This window comes from Coprococcus sp. AF19-8AC (assembly GCF_003603115.1).
GTDB classification, from domain to species: domain Bacteria; phylum Bacillota; class Clostridia; order Lachnospirales; family Lachnospiraceae; genus Coprococcus; species Coprococcus aceti.
Genome location: NZ_QTMI01000003.1, coordinates 428,275 through 453,118 on the forward strand (window position 1 = coordinate 428,275; position 24,844 = coordinate 453,118).

Here is a 24,844-nt window from a genome sequence, read left to right on the forward strand (position 1 = left end):
AGGTTGGAATTGAGGATTACAGTTGAATTTGAAACAAAACCAAATGCAAATACTAATATTATGCAGCTCCAAAATATTGATTTTCAAAATGTATCCGGTAATCTGATACAAGAGACAAAGAAATTTATGATATCACTTGAAAGTAATGCAGAAGATGTTATAGAAGTGCTTCGTAGCATATGGGAGCTGTCATCTTTGTATGATGGATATTTCTATAAGCCATGCAAATATAATGTTGATGGTATTGATGTGAATGTTGAAAAGTTATATTTTCTCTCATTTTATAAGACTGGTAAAACATGGAGAAAATGTGCAAGTACTTTAGTGGGCACAGATAAAGATTTTTCAGAAAAGAGAGTATTGGATTATAATGAATTTAGAAATAAGGGCAGAACATCTGGAGAGATGTTTAAATCGTTGATTAATTCATATTTCTACATACATTCCGAGGCATATGAAACAATAAATGTTAATCATAGGTTGTCGTTGCTATTAAATATATGCGATGGCTTTGTTATAAATACATCCGGTCCCAACAATAATGTTAAAGCAAATATAGCAAAGGTTATTGGAACTGCGTTGGATTCAAAAACGGTTAAATATGGAGCGTCGTTATTGGGAATACCATCTCAAAAAATGTATGATGCACTTATGCTAGAACGTCATGAGATTGATCACTATATTATGAAAGAAGGTAGTCTAACTGATTATGAGGCAAATTCAGAATCGGTTACAAAGGACTACATTAATTGGTATTTCACCTATGTTGTAGAGTTGGCTTTGCGAATTGCGTTTTTAAAACAGATTGGTTGCGAATGCAAGGACGAACTTGTTGAGTATGCACTAAATGATATTAATGATTGGCTTATACTTGAGTGTGATTTGCCAGAAAAATGTAAAAATCCTTGCAATAAAATGAAGCAGGATTTGAAGCAAATGGGTATAAGCATGAAATAGAGAAGAAGTTTCTTTACGACACAATCTAGTAAAAAATATAAATTACTTGCAAAACAACATATTCGATTCTATAATTTGCTTAGGAGTGAGAGCAAGTCAATCGCAGATTATTCTGTAAGTAGCGATTAATAACCTGCAAGCCACTCGAACCATAATGAGTAAAGAAAATACTTGCTGGTACTGATTTGGTACTAGAAGCTCTTAAAACGAGATAGAATAGAAAAAATACAGAGATATTTGATACTAAAATGTATGGAAAAACATAAGATAACAAAGTATGTTAAAAAGAACTTTGCGAGTTTGAATAAAAAGGTAAATCCCTACAAAGCCTGTATTTATGGGCTTTGTAGGGATTTTTTAGATGGCGTTGGGTACGATTTGGGTACAAAAATATTGACTATTTGGAGGACATTGCTAAGTGGGAGTTTGTTTACCGTGTTGTGGATACAGTTAAATCTTTAAGAGATTCCCCAAAGACCTTATTAATTCTGTTTTTCACAAGAGAAAAACTATTTCCAGCTTTTCTGATCAATTGTTGTACTAAAGGCTCAGTCAGGCTCGTATTTGATAACCTTGAAAAAAAGAAACCTATGAATTTAATTTTCAAAGTTTTTCTTCAATATCTTTGATAGATGTATGGTCTTCTGTTTTCCATTCGATTCTTCCGTTTGCATTTCTTCCCATAACAATAGCAGCTGCCAATGAAGGGCTGGTAAATATATAGTCTTTTGTAAAGCAGAAGTTTGAATCAATGATTCCCTTTTCAATAAGAGAAGTACGTAATTTGATTAGAGATGCAGACATACTGGGCACGGTACTGGAAGCAATTTTGGAATCTTTAAAAACTGCAAAACCATCGGGAACAATAACACCTTTGGAGCTTGCACCTCTTGTAACCTTAATATACATTTGGATTGTTTTGCTAAATGCCATTGTATTTACCTCGATTTTTGTTTATAAGTGGTGTTTCTGCTTTCGCTGCAGAGGTTACAATGCTGGATGCTTATAACGATAAGCATTTGTTGAAAAAAGTATAGCATGTGGGAAATGTTATAACAATAAAAAGCTAAACGATGTAAGTTAATCAAAAATTCCTGTTACAATCCCACCATAATTTTTACAAATCTCCCCATTCCCCATCTTTTATGATAAAATAAATCATACTATTTGAAATGGAGGACAACTATGATTCAGGATAAAACGCAGTTAGTACGTGACGGATTGGAAACTGCATATATCGATGGCAATATTGCATCTGAGATATCATATAAGCCGGGCTTTGTTTCAAATAATCACAGGGAAGGCAAGAAAGTTATTTCAGTCATAGAGAGTGAACTCCTAAAATGTGATAAGTTTCAGATAAGTGTGGCATTTATTACTTTGGGCGGTGTAACACCGCTTCTTCAGACGTTGAAAGAGCTTGAGAGAAAAGGGGTCCCAGGAGAGATATTGACCTCAAACTATTTGGATTTTAGTGAGCCTTTGGCTTTGGAGAAATTGCATTCTCTGAAGAATATAAAGATTAGAATGTATGATACAAGATCTGCTAACAACGGCTTTCATACAAAGGGATATATATTCAGAGAGGAAGAAATATATAGGATCATAATTGGCAGCTCGAATATTACCAGTGCTGCACTCACGACCAATAGAGAATGGAATACGAAGCTTGTCTCCACGGCACAGGGAGAGATGACAGAGGATATTTTAAAAGAATTTGACGAGTTATGGAACTCAGAATATGCTCTGGATTATGATGTGTTTTATGAGGAATATAAGCAGAGATACGATATAATCAAAGCTCAAAGGAAAATCGCTTCAGAGGGAAATGTTACCTCATTGGAGAGATATAAATTAAAACCTAACAGCATGCAGGTGAGATTTATTGCTAATCTGAAAGCGATATTGGAGAATGATGAGAAGAGAGCACTTCTTATAAGTGCTACTGGTACGGGAAAGACTTATGCGTCGGCATTTGCTATGCGTGAGCTTGGATTTAAGAGAGTGCTATTTCTTGTCCATCGAGCGTCACTTGCTGTACAGGCAAAGAAATCGTATCAGAGAGTTTTCGGCAGTACGATTTCTGTAGGATTGGTAGGTGCTGGCTATCATGAATACGATAGCGATTATGTATTTGCCACTGTGGAGACGTTAAATAGGGATGAGCATTTGCAAATGTATGATCCAGCCGAGTTTGATTGTATTATTCTGGACGAGGCCCACCATAGCTCGGCAAATACATATCAGAAGGTTATGAATTACTTTACTCCACGTCTATTCCTTGGTATGACAGCTACGCCTGACAAGAGAAATGACAATGATTCTGGGGAAAATATTTATGAGATATTTAATCATCAGATAGCCTATGAGATTCGTCTGCAGCAGGCAATGGAAGAGGACTTGCTGTGTCCATTTCACTATTTTGGAATTACTGATTTATCTGTTGTACAGGATTCCAAGTCAAAGAATCTATCTGAAGAAGATTTTAATAAATTGGTTTGTGACGAGCGTGTAAAGCATGTTATAGAGCAGTCAAATTATTATGGTTACAGCGGAGATCGTGTAAAGGGCCTGATATTTTGCAGCCGTAATCGGGAGTGTAAGGAACTTTCAAAGAAGTTCAACGAATTAGGATATAGGACAGTTGCACTCAGTGGTGAGGACTCAGAGATGGTTAGGCAGGATGCGTTTGAGAGGCTTGCTATGGATGAGAGAGACGCAGCGGCAGATAAGACTCCTATAGATTATATTTTCTCTGTGGATGTCTTAAATGAAGGTGTTGATATTGTCGAGGTAAATCAGGTCATCATGTTGAGACCGACTCAGTCTCCAATTGTTTTTATACAGCAATTGGGAAGAGGCCTTCGAAAAGCAGAGGGGAAAGAATACGTTGTAATCCTTGATTTTATTGGAAACTATAACAATAATTTCATGATACCGATTGCCTTATCAGGAGATAGAACATACAACAAAGATAATATCCGTAGATATGTCATGGAAGGTGAACGGATGATTCCTGGTGCCTCCACGATTCATTTTGACGAAATAAGTAAAAAAAGAATTTTTACATCGGTTGATAACGCAAACTTTAGTGATATAAGGCTCATTAAAGAGAATTATACGAACCTCAAGAATAAACTTGGACGTATTCCCAGATTGAGGGATTTTGATGAATACGGCGAGATGGATGTTATTCGAATCTTTGATAACAACAGTCTCGGATCGTATTATAAGTTTTTAGTGAAATATGAGAAAGAATACAAGACTCGCTTGCCAGAGGATGAAGAAAAAGTAATCGAATTTGTTTCTAAGAAATTGGCAAATGGAAAAAGAATTCAGGAACTTCAGATGTTGAAGAGAATACTTACATATGCCCGGGGCCTAGCTAAATTTGGTTTGTTTGCCGGCCTTTCAGAGGACATGAGGAAGTATGGAAAAGATGTCAGTCAGGATCAGAAGGAAAACATTGTAAATGTTATGACTAATGAATTCCCGGCTGGAGCGAGCAAGAAAACTTACGCGAAGTGCGTGTTTATTGAGAAAAAAGAAAACGATTATAGACCAACAAAGTCATTTTTACAAATGCTATCAAATGGCGAATTTTATGATATCCTTCAAGAACTTGTTGAATTTGGTATTAGCAGATACGAGCGTGATTATAGTAATACATATGATCAGACGGACTTTGTTTTGTACCAGAAATACACTTATGAGGATGTGTGTCGTCTTCTCAATTGGGAGCAGAATGAAGTTCCGTTAAATATTGGTGGATATAAATATGACAGAAAGACGAAGACATTTCCTGTGTTCATCAATTATGATAAGGCAGAGGATATTAGTGACACCACGAAATATGAAGATCATTTTGTTCCGGGCTTCAGGGATCGATTGATAGCTATTTCGAAGTCTGGCAGAAGTTTACAATCAGAGGATGTACAGAATTTCCTTAAAGCGAAGGAAAGAGGGATTCATGTAGAGCTTTTTGTAAGAAAGAATAAAGATGATAAGATTTCTAAGGAGTTTTATTATCTTGGACATATGACAGCAAGTGGAAAAACTAAAGAATTCAAAATGGCGAACACAGAGAAAACAGCAGTGGAAATTGAATGGATACTTGATGTTCCAGTGCGTGAAGATATTTACGAGTACATTGTAAATTCTTAATTGGAGGATGTTATGAAGACAATAAGAGTAGTTGCTGCAGTAATTGTAAGAGAAAAAAACAACCAAAAGCAGATATTTGCAACCCAGAGAGGATACGGAGAACTTAAAGGGGGATGGGAATTCCCTGGAGGAAAAATAGAAGCTGGTGAAACTCCACAGGACGCTCTGGTCAGGGAGATAAACGAGGAACTGGATGCAAGGATAAATGTTGGAGAATTGCTTGATACTATCGAATATGATTATCCAGCTTTTCATTTGTCGATGGATTGTTTCTTGTGTGAGCTGGCAGCAGATCATTTAGAATTAAAAGAACACGAAGATGCGAAGTGGCTCACTATAGAGGAACTTGATTCGGTCGATTGGCTGCCGGCGGACGTGACACTGGTGGATAAGATAAATGGTAAGCAAATGTAAAAACAGATTCAAAAGTGAGGTTATAAGAAAGATCGGAAGATATTTCAAGAAAGAAGATTAGGGGTTACACCACAAGGAGCACACCGAATGGAAGACAAAAGAAAGAACGCAGTCCTGGAAATCTTAAACTACTGGAAAATCACAGAATTTCTAGGTCAGACCGACATTCCACAGGAAAGTTCAGAGAACAAAAAGCTAATTAAGAATATTAAGAATGGCAAAGAGGTTAAGGCAGAGAAGATCGAGGTCTTCTTTGATTTGCCAGTTTTGTCGGCTTCTGATATAGATCTGGAAATGATCCTGGAAAAAGACAGGGACGACTATGCGAAGTTTCTTTCGGTTGGTGATGAGATCCATTTTTGTCTGGGGAAGGTAGAGAGGAATACAGTAGTTGATTATCTTGAGAAGTTTATAGAGGATAAATCCGATAATCCTGAGATAGCTTATCCGAAAAAGAGTGCGATCGCATGGTGCTCATTCAAGACAGATACGAAAGGTGTGTATCTTAAGAACAGTTTCCAGCTGTCATCGATACTGTGGGCAGTTGCCAAGTGGGATGAGTCAAGAGCACATAATAGTCATGACTTTTCTCTCGATACTAGCGAGTATGAAGATCTTGTTGGAGAGATCAATGAGAAACTGCAGGACCAGAATGTCGATGAGTTCATTTCAACCATATATGAAAAGATTTTTAATGAGTATGTGAAACACAGGTTCTTAGATGATCCTCAGGAATCGATGGGAATTGCCGAATACAACAGGTATGCGAGCGAACAGGCCAGAGATGCGGACGAAGACGCATTTGACTATGCGGATCAGGGTAAAAGTTTCTTTTTGAATGACATTATTCAGTTGTCAGAGCTGGTTCAGAACGGGAACTTTGGCGATGGGAATGAATATGAGAAGAAAGTGATCGAGTACATTCTGGCAGGGTACGAAAAGTCGAAAGGCCCAGACGATTTACCGAGAACGATCATCTCGCCGGATGCGGGAAAAAGTGAGATGAAGCTGTTCTTTGACAGAATTCTTAACGTTACAAATTCGCCAAGGGGAAAATGGCCGGCCAAATATATGCCGGCGTTGATGCAGCAGGTTGCAGTCAATATTGCAATCAGACAGGACGGGGATGCTCCAGTTTTTTCTGTAAACGGACCTCCCGGAACGGGAAAGACTACATTGCTCAAGGAGATCGTGGCAAGCAATATCGTTGAGCGTGCCAAACTTCTCGCTGAGAACGCAGAAGATCCAGACTCTATATTCGAAATGCATTCATTTTCTCATGGACCGCTAGAGACAAATGCAAATGCTTATTACCAGTATGCGCCTCATTATTATTCGATAAATGTTGATGAGATCAACAACTATAGTATGCTGGTCGCGTCATGTAACAATGCGGCGGTGGAAAATATCACGATAGACCTTCCGAAGGCGAGGAATATACTTGACAGTCTGGAGTCGTCTGGGGATGACGAAGAGGAGATCCGCTGCGGTCTGGATGAGGTTCATGATTTGTTTGATATCAACAAGTCAGGTGATGTGGAGACTATAACCAGATATGGTAAGAGCCGAGAGGAGAAGGACATTTATTTTACGCGTTATGCGGATAAACTTTTAGGCGGAGCTGACTGCTGGGGATTGATATCCGCTCCGTTTGGCAGAAAGGCAAATATCCGTAAGTATTGCAATTCGGTCCTGAAGCCATTTGTGGAGGACTACAGATCAAATGATGTCAGGGAGCAGCATAAGGCAAAATATCTGGAGGTAAGAAAAAAGTTTTTATCTCAGTATAAATTGGTTGAAAACTTACGAAAAGAATTAGGACAGATCTGTGCTCTGGCAGGTTCGGTTCCTGTGGAGCTGCAGGAAGATGCACCAGAGGATTTGTCATGTGAAATAAGTGATGTGGAAAGAAAGCGGCAGATGCTTGAGCGTCAGTTATTTGCTGAACAAAAAGAGCTGATCGAGCTTGAGGAAAGCAGACCGAAGGGATTGTTCGCAAGGCGTAAGGATACATCCGCAAGAGATATATTCATTCAGGAGAAGAAAGCGACAATATCAAAACTTAATGGAGAGATAACTTCTTTGAACAACAGGATATCAGGCCTGCAGAATTTTCAGGAATACCAGCGGTGTATTTCAAAATACTCGCATGGGCAGATGAAGATGACCCCGGTGGACGCTGCATTTATGGAACGTTATGTATCCGAGGATGATCGGCTGTCAACAAAAGCACAGATAACCAATCCATGGTTTACCGCCCAGTACAATAGAGAGCGTGAAAAGTTATTCCTGTATGCATGTAAGCTGCACAAAGAATTTGTCATTTCATCAAAATGCATGCGGCATAATATCATCAACCTGATGATTGCGTGGAATGTGTTTGATGATTGTGGTGAGAGGATGAAGCTTGCTGACAGAGAAGAAGCCATGCCATATATGCTCCAAAGCATTTTCCTGCTGACCCCTGTGATATCCACTACATTTGCTTCTGCGCAGACATTTCTGGGAGACGTGAAGAAAAGCGGAGTGCTTGGAACTCTTATTGTCGATGAGGCAGGACAGGCACAGCCGCAGATGGCAGTTGGTGCGATGTTCAGATGCAGAAAGGCGATCATAGTAGGAGATCCAAAGCAGATCGAGCCTGTGGTTACCGCAGAGACTGACATGATAAAACAGCTGCTTACCGCGGAGATATTGGCAGGTTACAAGGATAAGAAAATCTCTGTGCAGGCTTTTGCTGACTATATAAATCCGTATGGAACTTATCTTGGAAAGGATGAGGAGAAAGAGTGGGTAGGCTGCCCACTGGTAGTCCATAGACGCTGCATTGACCCGATGTACACAATCTCAAATGTGCTTTCATATGATGGAACTATGAAGCAGCAGACGGCAGCTCCTAAGGAGGACAGGACAAGAACATTTATCCTGGACAAGAGCTGTTGGATAGATGTAGCCGGTGCTGAGAATTCGGGCAAGAAGGATCACTTTGTCAAGGCGCAGGGCGAGCTTGTTCTGAAACTACTGGAGAGAAAATTTGAACGGGATTCCTGTGATATCCCTAGGTTGTTTATCATCACACCATTTACATCGGTGAAAGAGGGAATGCTGGAGATGATAAAGAAATCGGAGTTATACGGAAAAGAGCCAAGAGTCAGAAAATGGCTTAATGCAAATAACATTGGAACAGTGCACACTTTCCAGGGTCAGGGAACGGATGAGGTTATATTCCTGCTCGGATGCGACAGCAAATCTATGGGAGCCGTCAACTGGGTGAACAATAATATTGTAAATGTCGCAGCGACAAGGGCAAAATTCAGATTCTACATGATAGGCGATAAGTCGGTATGGACTTGCAGGCCGGTGAGGGTTGCGAGAGAATGCACTGCCGAGATGATAACAGCTAAAGAGTTTCGAGAGCTGCTCATCGGTAAGCCCCCAGAGGTCATCGTTAAGCCCAAGGAAGCCAGCGATAAGCCCCAAGAGATCGAAGCTATATCTGACGGTACGCAAAAAAAAGGCACTAAGACCTCCGATCATTTAAAGAAGAACGGCAATAAAATGCCGCAGGACTCAAGTGGAGATATTAAGTCTGCACCTGCAAAGATGTCTATGATATGCCCGGAATGCGGGAAAAAGTTGGTTGAAAGATCGGGGCAATTTGGCAAATTCATAGGCTGCTCGGGATTTCCGAAATGCCGGTTTACGCAGTCGGTATAGGAACAGAGCAACACCCCGTTGATTTCCACCATCCCCACATCTGTTATGATATCGACATATGAGGCGGAAGGGACAAATCCGGAACTGGTTCTTTATAAAAAGAGGTAGTATAATGAGTTAGGTTATTGCATTAATAATCTTTCACAATTTATATTACAGGGGGAAATACATATGATACAATGTGCCGGATGTGGCAGCAATCTGGTATATGATATAGCAAGAAAGAAAATGTACTGCAAAGCATGTGGAAATGAATACGAGCCAGAGAGTGTCGACAAGGATGAGGACAGCGAGGAACGCAAGCTTATGGAGATTACCGTATTCATTTGTCCGCAGTGCGGTGGCGAGATATACAGTACGGATGAATCAGCGACGGGATTCTGCAGTTACTGCGGGGCAGCAACTATGCTTTCCAGCCGGCTGAAAAGCGAGAGAAGACCAGATTATGTGATACCGTTTGCGGTGACGAAGGACATGTGCAAGGCATCATATGCCACAGTCATGAAGAGGGCGATATACGCGCCGAACAGACTGAAACACAGACGAAATGTGCAGGAGTTCCGTGGAATCTACATGCCTTATTGGCTGTGTGATGTTGACCAGAAAGGTAAAACCACTGTAAGGGCGACGGACAGCTATACTTCAGGGGTTGATACAGTCAGTCATACGTATAATGTAAGATGCTTTGCGGATAATCATTACGAGAATATAACAATGGACGCATCATCGCTGTTTCCAGATGATCTCAGCAGCAAGGTGGCACCATTTGACTCGGCGGATATGAAGCCATTTTCCATGGGATATCTGAGCGGATTCTATGCGGATCTGCCGGATGTGGATTATAAGGTTTACAGGGATAAGATAGCTCAGGTGACAGGAGATATGGCGCATGATGTGATGATGAGGAAGATAAAGCATCATCTATGCACATATGATGCTATCGGTGAACCGGAGGAGCCGTTGTCAGAAACGATGGATATAAAGATCACTGGAGCAAAAACCGGGTTGTTTCCTGTGTGGCTTTTGTCGTACAAGAACGGTAAGCGTATTGCATATGCAGCGGTAAATGGTAGCACGGGAAAAGTGGCTGCGGACATACCGCTTGACATCGGAAAGTTCCTGCTTGGATGCCTGATAGGAGTGATCCCGCTATACTTTTTGCTGAACTTATTTCTTACGGTGAGGCCTGGCGTGCTACTGGCATTTGTATCTGCGATAGGTGCGCTTGTGACCATGATATATTGCGATGAGATGGAGAAGATAGCAGATGTAGAGACACATGAAAATGATGTGGGATTCTTCGCAAGGCACACACTCAATGCAAAGAAAAGTGGAGGCAAGAAGAAAAAGCTACAAACAAAAAAGCTGCAAACAAAAAAGCCACAAAAAGACACAAAAAGAAAAATAAAAAATAAGATAACTTCATTTGTGAAGTTTTCCTGTTTTCTGGAAGTTATACAGCTGATAGTGTGCATAATAGTATTATTCTGCCTGAAGTTTGATATAAATCCATTTCTTTTTAACTGGGATATTATGGGAAAGGCCAGCTATGTTGTGGCGTGCATCTCGTGTCTGGTAGCCATTTATGGGGCAGTAAAAGGCATAGTAAACGTGAGAAGAGTAAAAAGAAAAAGTGGCGTCATGGGATTATTTGTTGCATTTGCCACCATTCTGTCTGTAGCGGTCGTGTTGATAAAACCTGTTATGGACAAGTATTATTATGGATGCGTGCTTCTGGTGTGTGCTGCAACCATTCTGACACTCATAGATCTGGTTATCAGCCACAACCGGATGTCCACAAGACCACTTCCACAGTTTGAGTATAAGGGAGGTGATCATCGTGCGTAGAGCGGTAATTACCAGAATGGTGATCACTGTAATGATCATACTGCTGTTTTGGGTTATGGGATGTAATGGTGTAGTGACTGCTCAGGCATCTGAGAAGGATCAGGATGATTCGTATAGTCACCAGCATGAAGTGGTAATCAAAGATGATGCAGATGTGCTGACTGAAAGTCAGGAGGCACAATTGTCGGAGACTATGAAGGAGACTGCCCGTTATTGCAATGTATTGTGTGTTACATCGAACCTTATGTACAAATCTACAGCATACCATGCGGAATCTGCCTATAAAAGAGAATTTGGCACCCGCGATGGCGTTATGTTCTTCATTGATATGCGTAACAGACAGATATACATCTATTCGTATGGCGGACCATACAAGATCATCACCAAGACAAATGCGTATACGATAACAGACAATGTCTATGAATATGCAAGCGAAGAGAAATATTTTGAGTGCGCAAATGAGGCGTTCAAGCAGATAAATACGCTGCTGGCAGGAGAGCAGATAAGCCGTCCCATGAAGCATATCAGCAACATACTCCTTGCAATAATATTTTCTATATTGCTTAATTATCTTCTGATGAAAAAGACCTCGAAGGTTTATGACATGGGTTCAAAAAATTTACTTACCGGTACAAAGGTTTCATATAATATGAATCATAAATATGATATGATCAGTGAAACGAGAAGTACAAGATCTGGATCCGGCGGTCATGGCGGAATCGGCGGCGGTGGATTCGGAGGCGGAGGCGGAGGCATCGGCGGTGGCGGTGGAGGCCACAGCTTCTAGTCAAAGAGAAGAAAATCTGACAAAATATAAATGATGAAAAATGCTGTGAAGAATTTTCGAAATTCACAGCATTTTATTTTCATAAGGAGGGACCCACGTAAGTGGGAGGATTCCTTGTGAAGTACGCAGACGCCGCGCGAAGCGCCTTACATTTACATGCGTCTGCTCCTTTTGTAACGTTTTTTTAGTTTACTGGTCTTATATGTGAAGGGAGGTAAAAAACTTGGCGTCAGGAAAAGAAAAAAATGAAATAGAAGAAATATACGAAAAGTACTACAAAGACGTATATCGTTTTGTGCTGGCACTGTCTAAGAATCCCCACATAGCCGAAGACATAACACAGGAGACATTTGTTAAAGCGATAAAAGCTGTGGATCGGTTCAAAGGAGACTGTGATATAAAGGTCTGGCTCTGTCAGATAGCCAAGAATACATACTTTACATATGCGGGAAAACAGAACAGGGAGCAGGTGGATGGTGACGCGGTAAATAACCGGTCAGAGTCACAGGCTGCACTTATGGGGGATGCGGAGTATGATCTCATATCAGAGACGGTTGATAAGGAGCAGGCTATAAAGATTCACAGAATATTGCATGAACTACCGGAACCGTATAAAGAAGTGTTCACGCTCAGGGTATTCGGTGAACTGAGATTCGGACAGATCGCTGATATATTTGGCAAGACGGAGAGCTGGGCGAGAGTGACATATCACCGTGCCAGAATGATGATAATGGATAAAATGTAACAGAAACAGGAGGTATAATAGTGAATAAAGATTGTGAAATTATAAAAGATCTCATACCACTTTACGTGGATGGCGTGTGCAGCGAGGAGAGCAAGGCAAAGGTTGAGGAGCATATAGAGCATTGTCCTGATTGCCTGATGACGGTTGAGCGCATGAAGTCGCATCTTGTGCTTCCGATGGAGGATAGTTCAGGTGTAAAGGGATTTAAGAAATTTGTAAATAAAAAGATAAGAGGAAGAGCGCTGGCGGTTATATTGATATTTGTGCTGCTCTGGATAGTGCTCAACTGGGCGATAACCTGCAGGTGGACTGAGGTTTGGCCAAAGATGACATCGGAGGGGATACAACAGGCTGCCCAGGTTGTCGAGATAGACGGAATGTTGTACCTTCACCAGAATGGCCTTGAGGGAATGGGACAGATAGTAGATATAAGTACTTCAGATGAAATGGATAGCGGCGTATTCAAATTCTATCTCGGGGAGCAGGGGCTGACATCACTTGATATATTTGGAAATGCAAGGTCGTGGATGTCAAGTGAGGCGTATCAGAGCATTGGAGGATATAGAGAGGGCGTGGCTGTCCCTCAGACAGAACATGAGGATACAGGCAGTTCAGATATATACTATGGCGATGAGGAGCCAAGAGTTATAAATAAGATTGTGTATTGTCACAAGGATGGAACCGAGGTTGCGACTCTCTGGGAGGAGAGCCAGAATCTGCCGATCCTGAACAGTGAAAAATAGAATGTGTATGCCACATAAAACTCACATTACAAATAATTAAAGTAAAAACCACCCTTTTTTGCCATTTAATTGAATGATCCATGATATACTAGCATTGTGCATGACGTTCACGCTGTATTTAAAGGGGTATTGCCCCACTTATGAAAAGGGCAGAGATATGGAAAACAAGAAAAAGATGATATTCAACGTATTGTTCCTTGTCCTGATATTTGCCGGCACCATATACGGAGTGTTCCACGGCAAGGATTTAGGGCAGATTGCGGATATAATGAAGACGGTGAATCCGTGGTGGCTTATACCGGGAGTGGTATGTGTTGTTGTATTTATATGGGGAGAATCTGTGATCATCCATTATATGATGAGCAAGCTCGGTGTCAGGATACGCAGGGGCACATGCTTTCTTTTCTCATCAGTTGGATTCTTCTTTAGCTGTATTACACCATCTGCATCAGGCGGACAGCCGGCGCAGATATATTATATGAAGAAAAAGAAGATACCGATCCCAGTGTCCACACAGGTACTGCTCATAGTGACGATCACGTACAAGCTGGTACTGGTGCTACTTGGACTTGGAATCGCTATATTTGGACAGAAGTTTATACATACTTATATAGATGATGTGCAGTGGGTGTTCTATCTGGGACTTATGCTGAACGTGGTGTGTGTGGCAGGTATGGTGCTGTTCGCATTCCATCCGTCACTTGCCAAGGCATTTGTTGTGAAGGGCAGCAGACTTCTTGAGAAGATGAGATTCCTGAGACACAAGAAGTCCCGTGAGGAAAAGCTTGCAGCATCGATGGAGAAATACAACCAGACTGCGGATTATATGATGGGACATTTCGGGATGCTGGTAATAGTATTTCTCATAACACTTGTCCAGAGATTTTCACTGTTTGCAGCGACATGGTTTGTGTACAAGGCATTCGGACTTGCGGGGGCATCTGCAGGACTTATCATACTGATGCAGGGAGCTATAGCTGTTGCGGTCGATATGCTTCCACTTCCAGGTGGTATGGGAATCAGTGAGAAGCTGTTCATGGAGATGTTTTTGCCGATATTTGGAAGCAAATTGTTGCTGCCGGGCATGATACTCAGCAGAGGGCTGGGATACTATACTGAGCTGATAATCAGTGCAATATTTACAGTGGTGGCAAGCTTTGTGATAGGAAGGAGATCCGAATGAAACCAAGATCAGAGATGAGCATGGAGCTCTATGAGATGATGCTTGACCAGGGATATCCCGAGGAGTTCTGTGATCTCATAACAAAGAATCTGAATACGGATTTTACGGCGGGCAGGATGATGGGCTATCTGTCGCATTACCAGGAACTGCCGCTTGAGGAGATCGTGGATGAGATGTTGTCCATCCTCACAGATAGGAACAGGATTATGCAGAAGAAAAAACTTGAGAGCAATAATGCTGAGTGGAACAGGTTCCTGGAAGAGGGATTTGGACTTTCAGATGATGAATAAACGAACATATCTGGGTGCTGAAGAACAAAAAGTAAGAAAAAGCAGTCTGCGGACATCGCCAGTGTTATACATGGTGATGATCCGTCAGACTGCTTTTTATTAATTATATTGAAATGTCTGTCTAGCCGATGCCTCCGAGAAGGATACCAAGTATCAATACAAGGAGACATACAGGACAGTAGATGTATTTGCATATAGGCACGAACTTCTCTGTGAACTTCTTTTCCCTTCCGGTGTTGACCTGTGTCTCAACATATTTCTTGCCACATACCCAGAAGAACATGATTCCGGCAAGTCCTGCGCCAAGTGGGCAGATGTAGATGGACAGTACATCCATCCAGTCAGATACGATACCCTGTATACAGATGGATACCACAACTGCTATGACACCGATGATGGCACATGCAGGTTTTCTGCCAACTCCAAGCTTCTCCTGCACCGTTGCGATTGGTGCTTCGTACAGGTTGATTAGTGATGACAGTCCCGCCATGAACACAGCCACAAAGAAGAGTATGGCAACAATATAACCGCCAGGCATGGACTTGAACAGGCATGGCAGATAGATGAACAGCAATCCCGGGCCGCCCTGGTTGAGCTGTGCTCCGGCAGTTGCCATGGCAGGTATGATTACCAGTGCGGCAAGCATGGCAGCAATCGTATCGAAAAGTGCAACACGTCCGGCAGCCTCCGGTATATCCTCATCGTCTGGCAGATATGAGCCGTATATCAGAGTTCCGTTTCCCGCAACTGAGAGTGAGAAGAATGCCTGTCCCAGCGCAAATATCCATGTCTTTGGATCTGCAAGTACCTTTGGCTCTATTCGGAAGATGTATTTGTATCCCTCTATGGCTCCCGGCTGGCATGCCGCATATATGGCCAGGATGATGAACAATACGAAGAACGCCGGCATCAGGACCTTGTTGGCCTTCTCAATACCGTTGCCCACGCCGAACATAAGGATGGTGATTCCGATGGCAAGTGCAATGATCTGCCATGCATTGTTGCCAAATGAAGATGCCATTCCGCCGAAGCTTGAAGCAAAGCCGTCTATATCCTCCGGTGACAGTGTGCTTCCGGTGAAAGCTCCGATCATGTATTTCAGTATCCAGCCCATGACGACCGTGTATCCGATGGCCATTGCCAGTGCGCCGAGCACAGGTATGCCGCCCAGCAGTTCACCGAGCTTTCGCTTGCCCTTTTTCTCCATGGCGATTCCAAATGCATCGATTGGACCGGATCTTGTAGCTCGTCCGAAGCTCATCTCTCCGATAACTCCGGTGAATCCGATGAGTACCACAAATATAAAATATGGTATGAGATAGGATCCGCCGCCGTATATGGAGACTCTTGTAGGGAACATCCAGATGTTGCCCATGCCCACGGCAGAGCCGATGCAGGCCAGGATGAAGCCCCATTTGTTGTTAAAAGATTCTCTCTTTTTCATGTATAATTCCTCCCAAATGTGTTCGTTACCGCATTGGCGGATCTCGCTCATAGTCCGTAAATTACGTTAACTTAATTAATATACATGAATATCATTTGGAAGTAAATTAAATAATGTGGACATGACTTAAAACATAGCTGCAAAAGCAAGAATTTAATTGAAAAATAACCGGCAGGTGGCGTACAATGTACCAGAAAAATGGAAAAAGTTATTTGAATATTATCTGAGAGGTGAGAAGATTGACAGAGGACAGATATGAACATATAGTACATCCATTTCCCCCACTATACGACGAGAAATCAAGGATACTCATACTGGGAAGCCTGCCATCGGTGAAGTCCAGGGAGCAGATGTTCTTCTACGGACATCCGCAGAACAGATTCTGGAAGGTCATCAGCAGAGTGCTTGGCGAGAAACTTCCGGTGACCATAGATGAGAAGAAAGCCATGCTGCATGCACACCACATAGCCCTGTGGGATGCGATCTACAGTTGTGACATCATAGGTTCAAGCGACAGCAGTATAAAGAATGTTACGCCCACGGATCTGTCGAAGATAGTGGAAGCTTCCAAGGTCACAAAAGTGATATGCAACGGCAAGACCTCAGGAAAGTATTATGCAAAATATCAGCAGAAGATACTTGGCATAGAACCTGTTGTACTTCCGTCCACAAGCCCGGCAAATGCTGCGTTTTCGGTGGATAAGCTGGTTGACATCTGGGGTGCTGAGATACCGGATATATGCAAATTATAGACAGAAGATAAACTCATACATAACATTTTCAAAAGCTTTCTGTAGAATGATGTACAACGAGTGAGAATATGTTATCATAGAGACCGCAGCCGGATGGAGTCAGATATCCGCTGTGAATATAGAATACTCATAATGAAGTTAAAAGGAGAGAGAAGAGATGGCATTAAGTTTTATCGAGATACTTAAGGTAGTATTCCTTGGTATCGTGGAAGGAGTCACAGAGTGGCTCCCGATCAGTAGCACAGGACATATGCTTCTTGTGGATGAATTTATCTCACTGAATGCGAGCACTGATTTCAAGGAAATGTTTTTCGTGGTGATACAGCTTGGAGCGATACTTGCTGTCGTGACCATATTCTGGAATAAGATGTGGCCTTTCCAGCTCAAAGACAAGACACAGCCTGTCATGAAGAAAGATACCTGGAGTATGTGGTTCAAGACAGTTGTTGCATGTATACCTGGAGCGATAGTTACGATACTGTTTGATAATTACATAGAGGCGCATTTGCACACAGCGGTTGTCATAGCGATTGCCCTTATTTTCTATGGAATAGCATTTATTGTGATTGAGAACTGGAACAAGACCAGAACACCGAAGGTTGAGACGCTGAACGACATAACATACAAGACAGCATTTCTTATAGGTATGTTTCAGGTGCTCTCCATCATACCGGGTACATCCCGTTCAGGTGCCACCATCATAGGCGCCCTGCTCATCGGTGTATCAAGAGTGGCAGCAGCGGAGTTCACATTCTTCCTTGCGGTTCCGGTTATGTTCGGACTCAGTGCTCTGAAGATGATCAAATTTGGACTGTCATTTACAAGTGCTGAGTTCGCTATACTTATTATAGGTTGTGTCGTTGCATACCTTGTATCCATTGTTGTCATCAAGTTCCTGATGAGCTACATCAAGAAGCATGACTTCAAGATATTTGGCTGGTACAGGATCGTGCTCGGAGTTATAGTTCTTGCATATTTTGCCTTATTTGCATAGCTTATAAATAAATAAAATCAAAAATTGCATAATATATATAGTATGTGCTATAATGCCCATGAATTGTGCATTATAGCACATACTAACATTGTGATAAAATTTTATGGGAGAAGAAAGATGGCAAAGGTTTCAATCATCATTCCAACATATAACGTAGAGATGTATCTGGTGGAGTGTATGGATAGTGTTGTAAATCAGACATTGAAGGATATCGAGATCATATGTATCAATGACGGATCTACAGATAGTTCACTTGAAATATTAAAGGGATATGCGGAGAAAGACGACCGTATCATTATTGTTGACAAGGAAAATGGCGGTTATGGAATAGGCATGAATATCGGTCTTGATAAGGCTACAGGTGAGTATATTGGTATAGTTGAGCCTGATGATTTTGTGCCACTTAATATGTATGAGGAACTGTACAACAAGGCGGTTGAGAACGACCTTGACCTTGTAAAGGCAGATTTCTATAGATTTAAGCGCAACGATGACAATGGCAACATGACTTTGGTGTACAACCACTTGTCACCGAATGCAGAGGATTATAATGTTGTGTTCAATCCAAGCGAGACACCAAGTGCGATCCGTTTCATTATGAACACATGGAGTGGAATTTACAAGAGAAGCTTCATAGAGGAGTATCATATCAGACACAACGAGACTCCGGGAGCATCATTCCAGGACAATGGTTTCTGGTTCCAGACATTTATATATGCCAAGAGAGCTATGATAGTGAACAAGCCATATTATATGAACCGCAGAGATAACCCGAATTCATCTGTTCACAGCAGAGAGAAGGTATACTGTGTCAATGTTGAGTATGATCACATCAGAGATATACTTGTAAAGGATCCTGAGATCTGGGAGCGTTTCAGAGGCGTATACTGGCTCAAGAAATACCACAATTACAACGAGACGATCAGGAGAATCGGACCTGAATTCAAGAAGGATTATATAAGAAGATACAGCTCCGAGTTCAAGAGAGCAATGGAGATGCAGGAGATTGATCAGACTATATTTACAAAGCTTGAGTGGGCGAACATCCAGTTTATCATCAAGTCCCCTGACGATTACTATTATACAAGAATCGGATGTACAGATCGTGAGCGCAAGCTTGAGAGAGAAGTCAAGAGACTCCGTGGTCTGGTTCATCAGACCCGTGCAGATCTGGACAGAGTGAAGAAGACACCTACATTCAGGATCGGTGCGGTCATTATGTTCATACCTAGAAAGATCAAGAGTTTATTTAGTCGAAACAAATAGAGGTAAAGCTATGGGTACAAAGGTATCAGTTATTCTTCCTGTTTACAATGTGTCTGATTATCTGCGCCAGTGCATGGACAGCATAGTGGGTCAGACACTTAAGGATATAGAGATCATTTGCGTGGATGATGGCTCCACAGATGATTCTCTGGCGATATTGAAGGAATATGAGGCGAAGGATCAGCGTGTAAAGGTTATACAGCAGGCAAATGCCGGAGCCGGGGCAGCGAGAAACAAAGGTCTTGAGATCGCGACCGGAGAGTATCTTTCATTTCTGGATTCCGATGATTTCTTTGAGCCGGACATGCTGGAAAAGGCATGGAGCAAGGCTCACGAGACCAGAGCTCAGGTAGTTGTGTTCAGATCAGATCAGTATAGAGAGGATCTTCAGGAATTTGTTCAGGTCAGATGGACACTTCACGAGAAGGAGCTTCCACCGTACAGACCAATGTATTTTCGTAATTTCACGGGAAATATATTCAAGGTATTTGTGGGATGGGCTTGGGATAAGCTCTTCAGCAGGGAATATGTTGAGGAGAACCATTTCCGATTCCAGCAGCTCAGAACTTCGAATGATATGCTGTTCGTATTTTCAGCGATAGCATTTGCAACAAATATAGAGATAGTGGACGAGGTGCTTGCACACCAGAGAAGAAACAATCCAAAGTCATTGTCCAACACCAGAGAGAAGTCATGGCAGTGCTTCCACGAGGCTCTTGTGGCACTCAAGGCGGCGCTTGAAGCACACGGCAATTTCTGGGAGTATGAGCAGGATTACATCAACTATGCACTGCATTTCAGTCTGTGGCATCTGGAGACCATCACAGGACCAAAGAAGGAGGTTCTGTTCAACAAGCTTAAGGAAGAGTGGTTCGAGGAGTTTGGTATCAAGAGTCTTTCAGAGGAGTGCTTCTACAACAAGACCGAGTATGGCAAGTACAAGGTTATAATGGATAAGACCTTTGAGGAGTACGAGAAGGCAACAGCATAGAAAAGAAAAAACAGTTTCACCAGTCGATCGGTGAAACTGTTTTTTTGTGGACAAATGTGTGTATCAGAACAGGTTCATAGCACCTATGATGCCCTGATTTCCCTCGAGCCCTGCGGGAACAATGTATGTGTCGGTGTCCTTGACCTGTGGCATGTCAATGTAACCCGACAGCAGTTCAGTGTAGTAATTGCGGATCATAGGGAACAGGAATTTGTTGTCCATGACTCCGCCGCCAAGGACGATCCTCTCAACTGAGTAGCACATGGTGTAGTTGACCAGTGCCTCAGCTATATAAAATGCTTCAAGATCCCATACCGGTGAGTCGGCTGGGATGTCTTTGCCTTTCATTCCGGTTCTGCGCTCAAGCATAGGGCCGGATGCAAGACCCTCTACACAGCTCTGGTGGAATCGGCAGGTACATGGTATATCATCTCCGGTTCGTCTAGGGATGAGGATGTGGCCTGTCTCCGGGTGTTCCATGCCGTGAATGAGTCTGCCATCGGATATTATACCGCCGCCGATGCCGGTTCCAACAGTGAGGTACATTCCCGAGTTGAGTCCTTTCAGTGCTCCATACAGGTATTCACCCCAGGCTGCTGCGTTTACGTCTGTGTCCACCACAACCAGGCAGCCAAGCGCATCCGTAAATGCTTTGTAAAGGCTGAATCCCTCCCAATCTTTCTTGGGACTCCTCATGATGGAGCCGTAGGTAGGGGAATTAGGATTGATGTCGGCCGGGCCAAATGTACCGATTCCGAGAGCGGATATGTCATATTTCTTAAAGTAATCTATCATGGCAGGCACGGACTGGTCAGGTGTGCCCGTCGGTATGGATATTCTGTCTATTATATTCTTGTCTGCATCGCCTATGGCACAAACCATCTTGGTGCCACCGGCTTCAAGTGCGCCGTAGTACATATTTCCTCCTTGGTGCCATGTTTATATGGCAGAAATTTTTCAAAATTATATACATTATATATGCCGTGTCACTTATCTTCAAGCCCGGATTTGCGTCGGTACTTGTGGAATATAAAAGAGAATTGGTGTACGCTTTTTTGGACACTTGACAAGATAAGATAGAGCCATATTAAGGAGCTTGATAGAGGCTTGAAGCTTGGAAGATAAAGTGTACAGGAGGCGTGATCATGATAAAAGGATATTTTGTTTCGGAAGGGTATATGGGATATGTGGACGGAGAGTACCAGCTTTTCGCTGATGAAAGAGATTATGTTGAGTATATAGAAGATTAGCCATTTAGCTTCTTGACCTTAGCATAACTTATGTTATGATGAGGCATATGGGTTAATACACAGGGATTACAATACGGATGGTGCTGCTATGAAAATCTGCAAGGTGATTCATGAGTTTGTATATCATGGATAATCTAAATATATACAAGGAGCAAACATAGTGGAAAAGGTATTGAACAAAAAAGAATATGTTATGGATATGACAGAGGGAAGCAGTATGAAACTGATCATGAAGTTCTCAGTTCCGCTACTTATAGGCAATCTATTTCAGCAGGTATACAGCCTGGTTGATTCGATAGTGGTTGGTCGTCATCTAGGGGCAAATGCGCTTGGCGGTGTGGGATCAGTTGGAATGATCAGTTTCCTGTTTTTTTCTTTGTGCAATGGAATGGCATCTGGAATAGGTGTTGTCATATCAAGATATTTTGGAGCGAAGAAAGAAGAGCAGGTAAAAAAAGCCATAGCAAATGCATTGTTTGTCATATTGGCGGTTGGTGCACTCATGAGTATACTGGGATATTGTTTTGCGGGGCCTATTATAAGGCTCATGAAGACCCCTGCAGAGACATTTGACTACGCATATACATACATGAGGATCACCTGTGGATTTACGATAGCGGTGGCTATTTATAACGGAATTTCTGCTGTGCTAAGGGCACTTGGGGATTCAAAGACCCCTCTTATATTTCTCATGATTGCTTCTGCCATAAATGTTGTGCTTGATATAGTGTTTGTCATATACATGGATATGGGCGTTGCCGGTGCCGCATATGCAACGGTTCTCAGTCAGATCCTGTCTAGCGTTGGCTCTATATGTTATGCGGTGAAAACCAATCCCTATTTCAGACTGAAGAGAGGCCATTTCAAGTTTGACAGAGATATAATGAAGGAAGATTTCAGTATCGGTATACCAATGGCGGTTCAGACTTCCATGATATCAATATCCTGCTCAATACTGCAGACCCTTATAAATGGATATGGTCCGGAGGTCATGGCTGCATATACTGCAACAGGAAAGGTTGAGGGAATCATATTCCAGCCGTTTAGTTCTCTGGGACTTGCATTGTCTACATTTGCAGGACAGAACTGTGGTGCACGCAAGTACGAAAGGGTGCGCAGAGCGGTATGGCAGACAGAGCTCATCACGCTGGCTCTTGGTGCAGCATTGTTCTGTCTGGTAGCAGTTTTCAGGGAAAATGTTGTGGGATTTTTCGTGACGGAGGAGAATGTCATAAGGCTTGGCGCAAAGGGACTTGTGATATCCGGAAGTATGTATATTGCACTTGGAACGATATATACCATGAGAGGCGCATTAAATGGAATGGGGGATGTGGTGTTCTCCATGCTGAATGGTGCTCTTGAGGTGGGAGGAAGGATAGTATTTGCACTGATACTGATGTATGTGTTAAAGATGGGATTCTGGGGAGTGTGGTATACGAATATATTTACATGGATTGTGATAGCACTCACCGCATCTGTGAGATTTTCTGTGTATATAAGAAAGTGTCAGAGAGAAGATGACGGTACGGAAAATGCATAGATAATAATTAATATAGCAAGGACGCCTTTTGGGGGGCGTCCTTCTTCGATTCAATCACATTGATACTCCAAGGGGCATAGGTGTTATGAATTAGCATACTTTATATTTTGACAAAAATTCAGCGCTATATTATCTTTAATACAGAATAAACAGGAGATGTCCATATATGTCAGGGGAAAGATCAGTGGATGTTGAAAAAATAAATAATAATGAAAAAGGCTTTGAACCGGCGCATATCAGAAGTGTGATCTCGCTGGCTCTGTTCAGCTTTGTATTTCTGGGTATGGAATTCTTCTTCGACAGCAGAGCTGCGGAGTTTGTGGATGCCAGAAGTGTTCTGTTGTATCAGAGTGTGATACTGCTGGCCAGTGCGGTGGGACTATTCATATATGCACTGATTGAGAGATATGTCGGCAGCAAAATCAAACAGATAATAATTATTACTTTGAATATAGTGGAGGTTGCCGCGCTCGCAGCGATAATACTGTGTTCCGGCAAATTGATACTGTTATATGGAATTATATTCTTTATTGTGTGTGGTGTTATGGGAGGACGCGTGTATCACGATGTGAGCCGCGATTATACGGATAGAAAGCATCTTACGGTAATTGTGGGAATTTCATATGCACTTGGACTGCTTCTGCAGTATATCAATTATAATCTTATAGACAATGTGATCCTGCGTATGGTTATGTTCTCGCTGGCCATAGTGGCACTTGCAGTGATACTTTTTCTGGCCAGAGATGAATACGCAGAAGCGGAAGTGGACACATACATGGTAGATGAGCGGAACAAAACGGATTGCAAAGAAAAATGTGACGAAACAACTCCTGATAGCGGATCGGTGGCTGTGGCGCTTGTGATGGTTGTTCTTCTTATGACGTTTATATTTTCCGCACTGGATAATGTTGTGACCGTTGTCCACGCTGAGGGCGGGGCAGATGTGGGGCAATGGCCAAGGTTGTTTCTCGCATTAAGCGGAGTTGCAGCAGGCTTCTTGTTTGATATAAAAGATCAGCGCTTTATGAATCAGATGATGTACTGCGTTACAGTGTTGTCCGTTATAGCCATGCTTATCATAGAGTTTGGAGGGGCATTTATCATAGGTCTGATTGTATTCTATCTTGCAGCCGGATTCTTCGTAGTGTATTTCACGACAGGATTCATAAATGTATCCTATGGAATGCGTTGGTCAGCGCTTTGGTCTGGTGCCGGAAGGGCAGTCAACAACATTGGTGCGGGTATTGTGGGAATAATATCATATATGCTGATAGATTTCCCCGGAATCATGGTTATGAGTGTAGTGGTCATATTGTTGCTCGTACTTATAAGCATTGCGGTATTTGTGCTTGAAAATCTACAGAAGGAACAATATAGACGATATGATGAAGAAAAAGTGACGAAATCGGCGGAGAATTCTAACGCAAGAGTTGAGGTTGATTTTGAATGCTTTGCAGATGCTCATCACCTCACTGGACGTGAGCGGGAGGTGTTGCAGAAGCTGCTTGTATCTGATGGCAGTGTACAGGATATAGCGGATGAGCTGTACATATCAAGGGCATCCCTATATAGGCATATATCTTCCATGAATGAGAAGACTGGAACGAAGACCAGAGTAGGCCTTATTCAGTATTATTATGGATGGCATGAGGAATGATGATTGCGTGAGAGTTGATTGCTATGGAAGTATAAGTGTGCCAGATTGAAAATACACATATGGATTAGATAAAAGTGATGAATGAATGTAAAATTGAATATA

Annotated in this window: 19 protein-coding genes and 1 pseudogene; 17 read left to right on the forward strand and 3 right to left on the reverse strand. The window is 42.2% G+C overall.

From position 1 onward, the window contains the following. Positions 1-9 precede the first annotated feature (9 nt). Together DWX57_RS10040 and DWX57_RS14820 are read left to right on the forward strand one after the other, a co-directional pair. Positions 10-957: a hypothetical protein gene (locus DWX57_RS10040; protein WP_118758239.1), complete on the forward strand. Its 948-nt coding sequence runs from the start codon at positions 10-12 to the stop codon at positions 955-957. 440 nt (positions 958-1,397) lie between these two features. Then, positions 1,398-1,541, forward strand: a pseudogene (locus DWX57_RS14820) (IS30 family transposase); the annotation flags it as partial. 19 nt (positions 1,542-1,560) lie between these two features. On the opposite strand, the gene DWX57_RS10045 reads toward DWX57_RS14820, so the two are convergent. After that, positions 1,561-1,890 (reverse strand): DUF4357 domain-containing protein, encoded by a 330-nt coding sequence (locus DWX57_RS10045; protein WP_118758240.1) that lies wholly within the window; start codon positions 1,888-1,890, stop codon positions 1,561-1,563. 252 nt (positions 1,891-2,142) lie between these two features. On the opposite strand from DWX57_RS10045, the gene DWX57_RS10050 reads away from it, so the two are divergent. The 9 genes from DWX57_RS10050 to DWX57_RS10090 all read left to right on the forward strand — a co-directional run bounded on the left by DWX57_RS10050 (position 2,143) and on the right by DWX57_RS10090 (position 14,848). Next, positions 2,143-5,121 (forward strand): DUF3427 domain-containing protein, encoded by a 2,979-nt coding sequence (locus DWX57_RS10050; RefSeq protein WP_120124002.1) that lies wholly within the window; start codon positions 2,143-2,145, stop codon positions 5,119-5,121. A 12-nt stretch (positions 5,122-5,133) separates the two neighbouring features. Further along, positions 5,134-5,535: an 8-oxo-dGTP diphosphatase MutT gene (gene mutT, locus DWX57_RS10055; protein ID WP_120124005.1), complete on the forward strand. Its 402-nt coding sequence runs from the start codon at positions 5,134-5,136 to the stop codon at positions 5,533-5,535. Between the two features lie 87 nt (positions 5,536-5,622). After that, a complete protein-coding gene (locus DWX57_RS10060; RefSeq protein ID WP_120124007.1) occupies positions 5,623-9,252 on the forward strand; it encodes an AAA domain-containing protein in 3,630 nt (1,209 codons plus the stop codon). 171 nt (positions 9,253-9,423) lie between these two features. Further along, positions 9,424-11,100 carry a hypothetical protein gene (locus DWX57_RS10065; RefSeq protein WP_120124009.1) on the forward strand — a complete coding sequence of 559 codons (1,677 nt, stop codon included), beginning with the start codon at positions 9,424-9,426 and terminating at the stop codon, positions 11,098-11,100. After that, entirely contained in the window at positions 11,093-11,887 is a 795-nt protein-coding gene (locus tag DWX57_RS14555) for a TPM domain-containing protein (protein ID WP_133300883.1), read from the forward strand. Before DWX57_RS10065 ends, DWX57_RS14555 begins: the two co-directional genes overlap by 8 nt. A 223-nt stretch (positions 11,888-12,110) precedes the next feature. Beyond that, positions 12,111-12,632 (forward strand): RNA polymerase sigma factor, encoded by a 522-nt coding sequence (locus DWX57_RS10075; protein WP_120124011.1) that lies wholly within the window; start codon positions 12,111-12,113, stop codon positions 12,630-12,632. Positions 12,633-12,652: 20 nt separating this feature from the next. After that, positions 12,653-13,375, forward strand: a complete 723-nt coding sequence (locus DWX57_RS10080) for a zf-HC2 domain-containing protein (RefSeq protein ID WP_120124013.1) — start codon at positions 12,653-12,655, stop codon at positions 13,373-13,375. A gap of 157 nt (positions 13,376-13,532) precedes the next feature. Then, entirely contained in the window at positions 13,533-14,558 is a 1,026-nt protein-coding gene (locus DWX57_RS10085; protein ID WP_120124015.1) for a lysylphosphatidylglycerol synthase transmembrane domain-containing protein, read from the forward strand. Further along, positions 14,555-14,848, forward strand: a complete 294-nt coding sequence (locus tag DWX57_RS10090) for a hypothetical protein (RefSeq protein WP_207666517.1) — start codon at positions 14,555-14,557, stop codon at positions 14,846-14,848. Before DWX57_RS10085 ends, DWX57_RS10090 begins: the two co-directional genes overlap by 4 nt. A 121-nt stretch (positions 14,849-14,969) precedes the next feature. Here the strand turns inward: DWX57_RS10090 and DWX57_RS10095 are convergent, their stop codons facing one another. Further along, a complete protein-coding gene (locus DWX57_RS10095; RefSeq protein WP_118017645.1) occupies positions 14,970-16,292 on the reverse strand; it encodes a sodium-dependent transporter in 1,323 nt (440 codons plus the stop codon). 239 nt (positions 16,293-16,531) lie between these two features. Between DWX57_RS10095 and DWX57_RS10100 the strand changes: the two genes are divergently transcribed. From DWX57_RS10100 to DWX57_RS10115, 4 genes are all read left to right on the forward strand, one after another. Then, positions 16,532-17,044, forward strand: a complete 513-nt coding sequence (locus DWX57_RS10100; RefSeq protein ID WP_192934988.1) for a DNA-deoxyinosine glycosylase — start codon at positions 16,532-16,534, stop codon at positions 17,042-17,044. Positions 17,045-17,201: 157 nt separating this feature from the next. Next, positions 17,202-18,038 carry an undecaprenyl-diphosphate phosphatase gene (locus DWX57_RS10105; protein WP_015533460.1) on the forward strand — a complete coding sequence of 279 codons (837 nt, stop codon included), beginning with the start codon at positions 17,202-17,204 and terminating at the stop codon, positions 18,036-18,038. Positions 18,039-18,155: 117 nt separating this feature from the next. Continuing rightward, entirely contained in the window at positions 18,156-19,304 is a 1,149-nt protein-coding gene (locus tag DWX57_RS10110) for a glycosyltransferase family 2 protein (RefSeq protein ID WP_118017643.1), read from the forward strand. A gap of 10 nt (positions 19,305-19,314) precedes the next feature. Next, positions 19,315-20,295, forward strand: coding sequence for a glycosyltransferase family 2 protein (locus tag DWX57_RS10115; protein WP_015533458.1), 981 nt, complete (start codon positions 19,315-19,317; stop codon positions 20,293-20,295). A gap of 63 nt (positions 20,296-20,358) precedes the next feature. Here DWX57_RS10115 and DWX57_RS10120 read toward each other — a convergent pair whose 3' ends face one another. Next, entirely contained in the window at positions 20,359-21,213 is an 855-nt protein-coding gene (locus tag DWX57_RS10120; RefSeq protein WP_117875367.1) for an ROK family protein, read from the reverse strand. 492 nt (positions 21,214-21,705) lie between these two features. Between DWX57_RS10120 and DWX57_RS10125 the strand changes: the two genes are divergently transcribed. Together DWX57_RS10125 and DWX57_RS10130 are read left to right on the forward strand one after the other, a co-directional pair. After that, positions 21,706-23,085 carry an MATE family efflux transporter gene (locus DWX57_RS10125; protein WP_022216305.1) on the forward strand — a complete coding sequence of 460 codons (1,380 nt, stop codon included), beginning with the start codon at positions 21,706-21,708 and terminating at the stop codon, positions 23,083-23,085. 166 nt (positions 23,086-23,251) lie between these two features. After that, a complete protein-coding gene (locus DWX57_RS10130) occupies positions 23,252-24,742 on the forward strand; it encodes a helix-turn-helix domain-containing protein (RefSeq protein ID WP_118017641.1) in 1,491 nt (496 codons plus the stop codon). Positions 24,743-24,844 lie beyond the last annotated feature (102 nt).